At 64.3% G+C, this 11,174-nt stretch carries 7 protein-coding genes; 4 read left to right on the top strand and 3 right to left on the bottom strand.

Going from position 1 to position 11,174, the window contains the following annotated elements; all coding sequences use genetic code 11:
- Nucleotides 1-21 precede the first annotated feature (21 nt).
- The gene (locus O6P37_RS14695) at nt 22-519 is read right to left on the bottom strand and encodes a DUF2505 domain-containing protein (protein WP_269894780.1); all 498 of its coding nucleotides are present in this window, start codon (nt 517-519) and stop codon (nt 22-24) included.
- A gap of 742 nt (nt 520-1,261) precedes the next feature.
- Here O6P37_RS14695 and O6P37_RS14690 point away from each other — a divergent pair.
- The 4 genes from O6P37_RS14690 (at nt 1,262) to O6P37_RS14675 (ending at nt 8,052) form a co-directional block, all read left to right on the top strand.
- Nucleotides 1,262-1,681, top strand: a complete 420-nt coding sequence (locus O6P37_RS14690) for an MmpS family protein (protein ID WP_269894985.1) — start codon at nt 1,262-1,264, stop codon at nt 1,679-1,681.
- Complete coding sequence (locus O6P37_RS14685; RefSeq protein ID WP_269894779.1) at nt 1,678-4,560, top strand: MMPL/RND family transporter; 2,883 nt, start codon at nt 1,678-1,680, stop codon at nt 4,558-4,560. The genes O6P37_RS14690 and O6P37_RS14685 overlap by 4 nt, the downstream gene beginning before the upstream one ends.
- 9 nt (nt 4,561-4,569) lie before the next feature.
- Nucleotides 4,570-7,515, top strand: a complete 2,946-nt coding sequence (locus tag O6P37_RS14680; RefSeq protein WP_269894778.1) for an MMPL/RND family transporter — start codon at nt 4,570-4,572, stop codon at nt 7,513-7,515.
- Between the two features lie 198 nt (nt 7,516-7,713).
- Complete coding sequence (locus O6P37_RS14675) at nt 7,714-8,052, top strand: hemophore-related protein (RefSeq protein ID WP_269894777.1); 339 nt, start codon at nt 7,714-7,716, stop codon at nt 8,050-8,052.
- Between the two features lie 45 nt (nt 8,053-8,097).
- On the opposite strand, the gene O6P37_RS14670 is transcribed toward O6P37_RS14675, so the two are convergent.
- Together O6P37_RS14670 and O6P37_RS14665 are read right to left on the bottom strand one after the other, a co-directional pair.
- Nucleotides 8,098-9,408 carry a hypothetical protein gene (locus O6P37_RS14670; protein ID WP_269894776.1) on the bottom strand — a complete coding sequence of 437 codons (1,311 nt, stop codon included), beginning with the start codon at nt 9,406-9,408 and terminating at the stop codon, nt 8,098-8,100.
- 10 nt (nt 9,409-9,418) lie between these two features.
- A complete protein-coding gene (locus O6P37_RS14665) occupies nt 9,419-10,411 on the bottom strand; it encodes a sulfotransferase family protein (RefSeq protein ID WP_269894775.1) in 993 nt (330 codons plus the stop codon).
- Nucleotides 10,412-11,174 lie beyond the last annotated feature (763 nt).

The raw sequence follows: 11,174 nt of genomic DNA, 5'->3' as shown, positions 1-11,174 counted from the left end.
CAGCGCACTACGCCTGCTCGTTCAGCCACACTCGTTCAGCCACACTGTGGTGAAGCGCAGCATCTCGGGGGTGTCGTCGACCATCTGGCGGGCGAGCATGGCCTCGATCGTGCCGCCGACGAACCGGACGTCGACCTTCATCGTCGCGGTACAGCGCAGCTGCGAGGCGCCGCCCGCCGGAGCCAGCACCACGCTGCTGCTACCGGAACCGGGTGCGCCGCGTGCCTCGATGCGGACCTGCCCGTGCAGCTCGCCGTGGACGAGGGTCCACGTCTGGTCCTGGACGATCTCCAGGTCACGCGGATACAGCTTTCCGAACGGCTTGGGCAGCAGGGCGCTACGCAGGTCCTGGACGGTGACGACCTGCACGAGGCCGTCGACGACGTCGATTGCGTCGAGACGACCGTTGTCGCCGTAGTTCGCCAGTCGTGACACCCAGTAGTCCGCCTCGGAATAGGCGGCATGGATCTGTTCGACACTGATCGCGGATTCGACCTCGAAGTCGAGGGTTCGTGACATGCCGGCTCCCACCTCTGTTGCGCACCGTGCCGCACATTGTCGAGCCCACCGCCGGGATCCGGGGCGGCACGCGGCCTTCCGACGCGTCCCTCCGGAGACGGACGGTAGAGGAGTGAGGAGGTGGAGATGAGGTTTCCCAACACATCGGGCAAACGGACGGTGTCGGGGACGCGGGTGATACGGATCGGCATGACGGGGAGGTCGTCTGAGGCGGCTAATTAACGGAGCCGCCAGTCGTCATCGGGCCCCGACAGGGGAGTCGAAAGGCCCGGATGGTCAAGCTGACCGAACCCAAATCTTGATTACATTTTGATGACGCTCGTCCTCGCATTCGAGGAGAAGAATCGGCTGCGGGCTTCACGCCTGCTGCCGCGAGCAACGCTTAGATGCAAGTGCAACAATTCGCCAGATATCGGCAACAGTGAATTCGTACCAGCTCAAGAACGGTCGAAGGGGTTAATCATGTAGTTGCTGTTATACACCGCTCCGGTGTCCGTAGTAGCGCATGGAGTCGTTTGCTATTACAGCGAGGATTTCCGTACGGCCGTGCACTTATCAAGCGACCATCGCAATCGCATATCGCGTCGGGCACAAGCCCATATGGCACTTTCAGGCATGGGTTACCCTTCATCCACCGGTTGACGCCCGCTGGGGTGTTCAGCGTTTGCGATCAGGTGGCGCCATGCCTCAGCATGGTGCCGGGCTGTTGGTACAGGGGAGGAGTCCTGCGATTCTCAGGCTGCTGAAGCGGTTGTGGATTCCGTTGCTCGTGATCGCGGTGGTCGCTGCCGGCGGGTTCACGGTGTCGCGTCTGCACGGGATATTCGGCTCCGACAATCGGGTCTCATACGCCGACACCAGAGCAGCCGATTCCAAGCCGTTCGATCCCAAGCAGTTGGTGTACGAAGTGTTCGGCGCGCCCGGCACCGTCGCCAACATCAGTTACTTCGACAAGGACTCCGAACCGCAGTACATCACGGGCATCAGCCTTCCCTGGACGCTGCAGTTCGACATCGGGAATGCCACCGCGACAGGAAGCCTCATGGCCCAGGGCGACAGCAGCAACATCGGTTGCCGCATCACTGTCGACGGTGAGGTCAAGGCCGAGAAGACGTCCGACAACACGAATGCGTTCACCTCATGCCTCCTGAAGGCCGCATGAGTAACGTCTCCACGGAGGACCGGCGGGTGCGACGGCCGCGGATCGCCTCGTTCATCCGATCCTTCTCGCCCCTGATCATCATCGGGTGGCTGGCGATCATGGTCCTGCTGTCTGTCACGATTCCTCCACTGGAGGTGGTCGAGCGGCAGCGTTCGGTGTCGCTCAGTCCGGCCGACGCCCCGTCGGTGATCGCGGCGGAGCGCATCGGTGAGGCGTTCGAGCAGTCCACCGGCGGCAGCGTGGCGATCATCGTCCTCGAGGGCACCGAGCCCCTCGGTGAAGAAGCGCACAGGTACTACGACGAGATCGTCCGTCAGCTGGAGGACGACCCAGCGCACGTCCAGCACGTCCAGGACTTCTGGGGCGACCCGCTGACCGCGGGCGCAGCTGAGAGCGCCGATCGAAAAGCTGCGTACGTCCAGATGGACCTGGTCGGTGAGCTGGGTCAGGCGGAGGCGACGAACTCTGTCACAGCCGTCCGCGACATCGTCGACCGCACACCGGCGCCGCCGGGCGTCAAGACCTATGTGACCGGTCCGTCGGCCATCGTCGCCGACCTGGGCACGAGCGGCAACAAGACGGTTCTGCTGATCACCCTGGTGACAATCGGGGTCATCTGCCTGATGTTGCTGCTGCTCTACCGCAAGATCCTCATCGTCATCATCCTGTTGTTCACGGTCTTCGTGGAGTTGCAGGTGGCCCGTGGTGTGGTCGCGTTCCTGGCACTCCAGGGATATGTCGGACTCACGACGTACGTGGTCAACCTCCTGGTCTCCGTCGGAATCGCAGCAGGAACCGACTACGCGATCTTCTTCGCAGGGCGATATCAGGAGGCACGTCAGGCCGGCGAGGACCGGGAGAATGCGTTCTTCACGTCGTACAGCAGTGTCGCCAAGGTCGTACTCGCGTCCGGGGTGACGATCGCCGGCGCGATCGCCTGCCTCAGTTTCACCCGACTGCCGTTCTTCCAACCGCTCGGAGTCCCCGGCGCGATAGGCATCCTCGTCGCCGTCGCAGTGGCACTCACGCTCGTGCCCGCCTGCATCGCCGCCACCAGCCGTTGGGCCACGTTCGATCCCAAACGGACGGTGGCGACTCGGCGGTGGCGTCGGGTGGGTACTGCCATCGTCCGCTGGCCGGCGCCGATTCTCGTTGCCACGATTGCGATCTCGTTGATCGGCCTGTTGACGCTTCCCGGATACAATCCGAGCTACAGCGACCAGAAGTACCTGCCGCAGGACATCCCGGCGAACCAGGGCTACGCGGCTGCCGCGCGGCACTTCCCGGAGTCGCGGATGGCCTCACCCGAGCTCCTGATGGTCGAGTCGGACCACGACATGCGCAACCCCGCGGACCTGCTGGTGCTCAACAGACTCGCCAAGGCGGTCTTCGCCGTTCCCGGTGTCGCCAACGTGCAGTCGATCACGCGGCCCGAAGGCACGCAGATCAAGCATTCTTCGATCCCGTTCATGCTGAGCATGAGCAATGCCAGTCAGAAGCTGACCATGCCGTTCCAGCGGGCGCGCATGGAGGATCTGCTCAAACAGGCCGACGAGATGTCCACGACGATCAGCGTGATGCAGCGCATGCAGGCCCTGATGACCGAGATGGTCGGCACGACGCACCGCATGGTCGAAACCACCCACGAGATCGAAGAAGTCACGGTGGAGCTGCGGGACCACATCGCCGATTTCGACGACTGGTTCCGGCCGATCCGCAACTACTTCTATTGGGAGAAGCACTGCTACAACATCCCCATCTGCTGGGCGTTCAGGGGACTCTTCGATGCCATCGACGGCGTCGACCAGGTGACGCTCAAGATGAAGGACCTGACGGCGGACCTCGACAAGCTCGACGAGCTCATGCCGCAGCTGCTGTTGTCGTTCCCGCCGATGATCGCCCAGATGCAGAGCACCCGCACGATGATGCTGACGATGCACAGCACCATGTCGGGGATCTTCGCCCAGATGGACGACTCGAACACCAACGCCACTGCGATGGGCAAGGCGTTCGACGCCTCGAACAACGACGACTCCTTCTACCTGCCGCCGGACATCTTCGAGAACAAGGACTTCAAGCGCGTTCTGGACATCTTCATGTCGCCGGACGGCAAAGCGGCGCGCCTGCTGATCTCGCAGAAGGGCGATCCCGCGACACCTGAGGGCACCAAGCTGGTCGAGCCGATCAAGACGGCGGCCGAGGAAGCGCTCAAGGGGACTCCGCTCGAGAGTTCGAAGTTGTATCTGACCGGCACCGCCGCGCAGGTGAAGGACCAGATCGACGGTTCGAAGATCGATCTCCTGATCGCCGGTGTCGCCGCCCTGTGCCTGATCTTCCTGATCATGGTGATCATGACGCGGAGCCTCATCGCGGCCCTGGTGATCGTCGGTACGGTGGCGCTGTCGCTGGGCGCGTCGTTCGGCCTGTCCGTCCTCGTATGGCAGCACCTACTCGGGATACAGATCAACTGGGTCGTGCTGGCGATGTCCGTCATCGTCCTGCTGGCGGTGGGCTCGGACTACAACCTGCTGCTCGTGTCGCGAATGAAGGAAGAAGTCGGCGCCGGTATCAACACCGGCATCATCCGGGCGATGGGCGGTACCGGAAAGGTCGTGACGGCAGCAGGTCTGGTGTTCGCCGCGACGATGGGCTCGATGATCGTCAGCGACCTCCTCACGATCGGCCAGGTGGGCACGACCATCGGGCTCGGGCTGCTGTTCGACACCCTGATCGTGCGTGCCTTCATGACGCCGTCCATCGCCGCCCTGCTCGGCCGTTGGTTCTGGTGGCCACAGCAGGTGCGGCCCCGTCCCGCCAGCTCGATGCTCCGACCGGTGGGGCCCCGACCGCTGGTGCGCTCCCTGCTGTTGCGGGACTAGCCGGGTCGTATGAGGACAAGAACAGACCGCCCGCCGTTCATCGCGCGGACAATACGCCGGTTCTCGCCGGTCATCATCGTCGCGTGGATCGCCGTGATCCTCTACACGACGCTGGCCTCGGTCGGCTGGGACTGGCGCTCCGCGATTCCGTCACTCGAGAAGGTGGCGGAGGAGAACTCGGTGTCTCTGATGCCCACCGATGCGCCCTCGGCGCAGGGCATGCTGCGGATGGGCCAGGCGTTCGAGGAATCCGACTCCGACAGTTCGGCGATGCTCGTCCTGGAAGGCCAGGAGCCGCTCGGTGAGGCTGCCCGGCAGTACTACGCGGGACTGATCCAGCAGCTGCGCGACGATCCCGAACACGTGACCCACGTGCAGGACCTGTGGGGCGACCGGCTCACGTCATCGAGCGTTCAGAGCCCGGACGGCAAGGCCACCTATGTGCAGCTGAACCTCGCCGGCAACCAGGGCACGCCGCTGGGAGACGAGTCGGTGGAGGCGGTTCGCGACATCGTCGCGCGGTCCTCGCCGCCCGCCGGCGTTCAGGTCTACGTGACCGGGGCGGCGCCGCTGGCCTCCGACATGCAGCACAGCGGCAACGACTCGATCCTGAAGATCACCATCGTCACCGTGGTGATCATCTTCACGATGCTGCTCATCGTCTACCGCTCGTTCATCACCGTCATCCTGCTGTTGGTGATGGTGGGCGTGGAACTGGCGGCGGCCCGCGGAATCGTGGCGATACTGGGCGCCAACGACGTGTTCGTCCTCTCGACCTTCGCCGTCAACATGCTGGTCTTCCTGGCGATCGCGGCGGGCACCGACTACGGGATCTTCTTCTTCGGTCGGTATCAGGAGGCGCGGCAAGCGGGCGAGGACCGGGAGACGGCCTACTACACCACATATCGCAGTACCGCTCCGGTCGTCCTCGCGTCAGGACTGACGATCGCCGGCGCTATCCTCTGCCTCAGCTTCACTCGATTGCCGTACTTCCACACGATGGGCGTCCCCTGTGCCGTCGGCATGCTGGCAGCCGTTGCCGTCGCGGTGACACTGGTGCCTGCGGGCATGGCCCTGGCGAGCTCGATCGGGCTTCTGGAACCCAAGCGCAGACTCAAGTCGCGCAGGTGGCGGGGGATCGGCACAGCGATCGCGCGCTGGCCGGCGCCTATCCTCGTCGCGGCCCTCGCGACCGCAGCCGTCGGCCTGCTGGCGCTGCCGGGTTATGAGACGAGCTACAACGACCGCAAGTACATCTCCCCGGACATTCCGGCGAACCAGGGATTCGCGGCTGCGGAACGCCACTTCACCCAGGCGCGTCTGACGCCCGACGTCCTGATGATCGAGACCGGTCACGATCTGCGGAACCCCACGGACTTCATCACTCTCAACAAGCTCGCCAAGGCCCTCTTCGGGATTCCCGGGATCTCGCGGGTGCAGGGGATCACCCGTCCAGAGGGAACACCGATAGAGAAGACGTCAATACCGTTTCTCCTCAGCCTGCAGAGCGCCACCCAGTGGCAGGTGCAGAAATTCCAGAGCGAACGCAATGGGGACATGCTCAAGCAGGCCGAGAGCATGGGCGTGATGATCGGCATCTTGCAGGAGCAGTACGCGCTGATCCAGCGGTTGAACGAGATCACGCACGGCATGGTGGTGAGCACGCAGGAGATCGCCGCGATCACCGACGAGCTACGGGGAAGCGTCACCCTCTTCGACGATTTCTTCCGGCCGATCAGGAATTACTTCTACTGGGAGAAGCACTGTTACAACATTCCGATCTGCTGGGCGCTGCGGTCCATCTTCGACACCATTGACGGTGTGGACTTCCTCCACGACAGAATCCAGGTCCTCACCAAGGACATGGAGCAGCTGGACGTGCTCCTGCCTCAGCTCGCCGCGCAATTCCCGCAGATAATCGAGGTGATGCGGACCATTCAGACGATGTCGCTCACCATGCACTCCACGATGTCGGGGATCTCGGCACAGATGGATGAGCAGACCACCGACGTCAGTGCGATGGGTCAGGCGTTCGACGCGGCCAAGAACGACGACTCGTTCTTCCTGCCGCCCGAGGTCTTCGAGAACCCCGACTTCAAACGCGCGATGGCTTCCTTCCTGTCGCCGGACGGGAAGTCGGCGCGGTTCATCATCTCCCACAACGGTGATCCGGCGACGCCGGAAGGCATCGAACGGGTCGAGAAACTCAGGGTCGCCGCCGAGGAGGCGCTCAAGGGAACGCCGTTGAGCGACGCCAAGATCTACCTCGCCGGAACAGCATCGACCGCCAAGGACTGGCAGGACGGGTCGACCTACGACCTGCTCATCGCCGGCATCGCAGCGATCTGCCTGGTGTTCATCATCATGCTGATCATCACGCGCAGTTTCATCGCGGCACTGGTCATCGTGGGCACTGTGGTGCTGTCGCTCGGCGCCTCTTTCGGCCTGTCCGTGCTCCTGTGGCAGTACATCCTCGGCATCAACCTGCACTGGATGGTGCTGGCGATGTCGGTCATCATCCTGTTGGCCGTGGGATCCGACTACAACCTCCTGCTCGTGTCCCGGATGAAGGAGGAAGTGGGCGCCGGCATCAACACCGGCATCATCCGGGCGATGGGTGGGACCGGGAAGGTCGTGACCACCGCGGGTCTGGTGTTCGCCGCCACGATGGCCTCGATGGCGGTCAGTGACCTGCAGATCATCGGCCAGATCGGCACGACCATCGGTCTGGGACTGCTGTTCGACACGATGATCGTCCGCTCGTTCATGACCCCCTCCATCGCCGCGCTGCTGGGGCGCTGGTTCTGGTGGCCGCAGCGGGTGCGGCCGAGGCCGGCGAGCACAATGCTGCGCCCCTACGGTCCGCGTGGGCTGGTCCGTGCGCTGCTCGGAACCGAGCAGCGCCGGGACGACGACGATCCGCCCACGGTCGAGTTTCCCCGCGCGCCCGTTTAGGACGCTGCGGTCTGTCTGAATCGGCGCCGGGGTCATTCGCACGCACATCGCCGGTCCGAACCATGTCGAATTCGTGCGCATCACGAGAGAATTCGTTTCGTTGGTAACGAACGGCGAGGCGGCGACGATGACAGAAAAGTATGGGCAACATTCGGTCTCGGCGATTAGAGTTCGGTGCCGGGGGGAAAGGAGACAAGCATGATGAAAATTTCGTCGAGCAAAGTGGCCGTTGTGGTGGGCGGTCTGGCGCTGTCGTTGACAGTAGGGGCCGGCGTCGCGTCGGCGCAGCCTGATCTCGGGCCGGCCATCAACTCCACCTGTACCTACGACCAGTGGGTCGCGGCACTGCGCGCCGAGAATCCCGGGCCGGCGTCGGCGTTCGACTCGCAGCCGATGTCGCAGTCCTACCTTCGCCAGTTCTTCGCCGCGGGCCCGGCTCAGCGTCAGCAGCTGGCGCGGATGTTCATGAGCGTGCCGGGCGCCGACCAGAACGTGCCCGTCATGGCGCAGGCTTTCAACTCCTGCAACAAGTACTGAGCCGTCGAGTCAGCGGAGCGGATCGGACCGATCTGCTCCGCTGATTCACAGCACGGTGCCGGTGAGCGAGAACTCCCGCAGTGTGTCCACCAGCCGCTGCGGCAGCTGGTCATTCGAGTGACCCGGTTGGTAAGCGAAGACCGACACGAAGACGCGCCCGTGCAATCGTCCTGAGAGCAGCGCGAGTATTCCCCCGCCCTGATGGAGTAGTTCCCTCGTCACGTGCGGGTACTTCCACATCATGGCGAAATAGGCGGCCTCCGTGCCGTCGGGGCGATTCGCCGCTTCGTCGATGGCGCCGAGGTTCGACGAGACGACTCTCGTCGCGCTGCCGTGCACCACGTTGACCATTCGTCTCAGCACCCGCCGCGGGAGCAGCGGGACAAGTGGCATCAGCGCCATCTCGTCGTCCGCGGTCTCCCGGTGTTGCATCAACGCGTGTTTGATCGCGGTCCGCATCCCGCTCAGATCGGTTGTGGCAGAAGTCGGGTCGACGGTCACGTGGGCATCCCGCACGGCGCCTGCGCGGGTGTCGCCCGGGGTGCGCTCGTTGACCGGCATGTCCAGCGTGACGAGCCCGTCGGCGGTGACTCGTCGCAGTCCGGTTGCGAGCCGGGCGGCGAAGGCTGCCAGCAGGGTGTTGCTGGTTCCCCCGAGTGTCTCGGCGCGGCTGTCCCAGTCACCCGCGTCCACGAAGATCGTTGCTCTCGGGATGACGACCATCTCGTCCCCGCCGGTGTGCTCGGGAAGCGTCGGTTCGGCAGACTCGCGCTCCTGCCGGCCCATCCTGAGCACGGCGGCACCGGCTCGTCCGACGGCCGGAGTGTCGCGCACCGTCTGCCGCAGGTCCTCGCGGAGCGCCCGGGAGCGTCTGCGTGACGCCGCGTCGGGCCAGTTCGCGTCGGCGTCGCCGTCACCGGCAGCGTTGACCAGCGCGTCGCACAACCCGATGCCATCGGTGAGGCAATGCGAGATGACGAGGCTGACCCCGGAGCCTCCGTCGGTGAAGGGAAGTGCCGCGAGATGCCAGCCTGGTCCGTGCTCGGGGTCAAGCATGATGCCGGGTTGCTCGTTCAGCCAATCGCTGAAATCGCTGCGCGGACGCGCCGTCGTCACGAACTCGATGTCCGACATGCGCGAGGACGCCACCCAGCGATGGCGACCGAAGGGCAGCGGCGATCGTTCGATACGTCGAGACGCCAGGACATCGCGTCGTAGGCGCTGGTGAAAGTGCTCGAGGCCCCGGCGGTTCACCGCGCCGGGGAGAATCCAGGCGCATTGGAGGAGGTTGGCCGTGCCTGTCGCCCGCTCGATGTCGAACACGGCCTGGTCGAGCGGCTGCAGTACGTTGCTCATCCCGCCGTGGTCATGGTCGCCGGTCCACGTAGGTCCAGGTCTCGTTCCGGCGGTGAGCCAAGGCGAAGAGTTCGAGGAACAGCTTCTGCACCGGAGGCCTGAGCAGGCGGGACGGGACGCTGTCGTGGATGCGGCGGAAGCCCTCGAACGCCGTCCAGTGGCCACGTTCACTGGCCCGGTACGCCTCGTAGACGCGGTTCATCTCCGACTGGTCCCACGGCTCGTCCCGCGAGGCCCGGCAGAGGGCCGTGTAAACCGCGGAGATCCAGTCGGTGCCGAAAGGCTCGGGCACGGGTCCGGCGAGTCGCTGTCGTCGAAGGGTCGGTTGCAGGAACTCCTCGATCGCGGTGTCGTCCCGGACGCTCAGATCGATCTCGAGCGCCGCGGATATCCGTGTGACTTCGTGCCGCCAGTCGGCCAGCAGGTTCGCGTATTCGACGAATGCCCGGGGCACCTCACGGGTGTGCCTCTCGGCAAGCAGGTTGTACTTCAGCCAGAGGGCACTCGAGTGTTCGGGTGACAAGTTGTCGCGTGCCGCGATCGACGCGGCCACCTCGCCGGGATGGCGGACCGGGATGACCGTGGCGATGTCGTATCCGGCCGAACGAGCTGCGTCGAACCAGATGTCCGCCAGACAGGTGATCCTCAACTCCTTGATGACCACGAATGGGGCGGTGGGCAACTTGGCGAAGAACTGTCGCACCTTGGCGATACATGCGGCCTTCTCGGCTGGGTTCAGCGCGTCTTCAGCCTGGATCCGCAATGACGGGTCATAGCCGGCGCTGCCGTGGCGACGGAGGATCGCCTCGTTGACGTAGAGGGCGGTTCGCGGCTCCCAGTGCCCGCGCTGATTGTCCTTGGTCGCCCCGACCAGCGCAGTCGGCAGCGAACCACCGCATTGCGAGAGAATCCGGGTGAGTGCGGACGATCCGGACCGCCCGGAACCCATTACGAAGAGCGCGGTGGGGCGGGCCGCCCCCGCGTTCCGGGCGGAATGCGCCATCAGCGAAAACCAACACGCGACGCGCAGAGACTACCGGCGGCATTCCGATTCGAGCCCACACCATCCCCCGACTTCGACGGTTCGAAAGTTCTCCGCTGCGTTTACAAGGTAGCTCGACGGCTTCGCTTCGCGGCCGTTTCGGCAAGATCGAATCCGCCGAGTCGGAGTAGGGCAGGGCGCTACGTGCGTGAGCCGCATCAGCGATTCTGCGCCTCGCATTGACCCGTTGAAAGCGGGCGCACGCCAGATTTCGCAATCAGCGGCGCTCAGCACCGGCGCAGGTACGCTGAGCGGAATATTGACGCTCAGGGCAACTCTGGCGACCCCGAACCGGCCCACCGCATCGTGGCGTGCGCCTAGCGCGCGCAACGTTCTTCGACGGTCGGGACGCGAACCTCCCCTTTTCGGCGCCGGCCCAGGACGGCCGTTTGCCAGGCCAATCGCAGATGATGAGGCGACATTCGCTCGCGGCGAAGCTGACGCAAATGTCGGACCTGATCCACACTGCTATTCCGCTGACGACCAGCACGCCATGAATTTCGCCGGTTAATGCAGGCAGAGTATTGGGTATAGGCGTTCCGGACAACGTATCCCCGTCAAACCACCGAACGGATTCGGCTAATATGTTGACGGCTTCGTCATCAACCTGACGAAACCGCCGAACGCACTTGCTACCTTCCAGTAGTGTGCTGTGCACCATTCCGTTGGACGCGGGCGAAGCGAGGGGAGGGCCAGGTGGGCGCCGATTCGTGCGGTCACGATC

The sequence above is a fragment of the Mycobacterium hippophais genome (assembly GCF_027529605.1).
Taxonomy (GTDB): domain Bacteria; phylum Actinomycetota; class Actinomycetes; order Mycobacteriales; family Mycobacteriaceae; genus Mycobacterium; species Mycobacterium arseniciresistens.
The sequence above is the reverse complement of the archived record's forward strand: the minus strand, read 5'-3'. Positions and strand labels throughout refer to the sequence as shown.